This is a genomic window from Helicobacter vulpis, assembly GCF_003660395.1.
GTDB lineage: Bacteria > Campylobacterota > Campylobacteria > Campylobacterales > Helicobacteraceae > Helicobacter > Helicobacter vulpis.
Window position 1 is genome coordinate 1 of the sequence record NZ_QXQT01000109.1, and the last position, 261, is coordinate 261.

At 43.3% G+C, this 261-nt stretch carries 1 protein-coding gene; it reads right to left on the reverse strand.

The genetic code is table 11. The annotated features are described in order from the left end of the window. Window positions 1–190 (reverse strand): putative barnase/colicin E5 family endoribonuclease (locus tag EAO38_RS08795; RefSeq protein WP_235852598.1); only part of this gene is annotated, 190 nt, incomplete at its 3' end. Between the last annotated feature and the right edge of the window lie 71 nt (window positions 191–261).

Consider the following 261-nt stretch of genomic DNA (forward strand, 5'->3'; position numbering starts at 1 on the left):
TTACAATCTCCTCAATGCCATTCCCCAACTTCTCCAAAGGCGTACCCCCCTCAAACCCACTAAAGTCATCAAGGTGTTTTTCTACAATCTTACTTAAGCCATGTCCTTGTATCTTGCCCTCTTTGTTTCTAACTTCTCCCCACACCAAATCAATATAGCCCAACCCCTCTTTATAAAACGCTCCGCTCACTTGCCCGCGTTTTTCTTTTTAAAGCTTGCTAACCGCCTCTTTGCCTTGAGGGCAATTCTTTAAAATTCTCT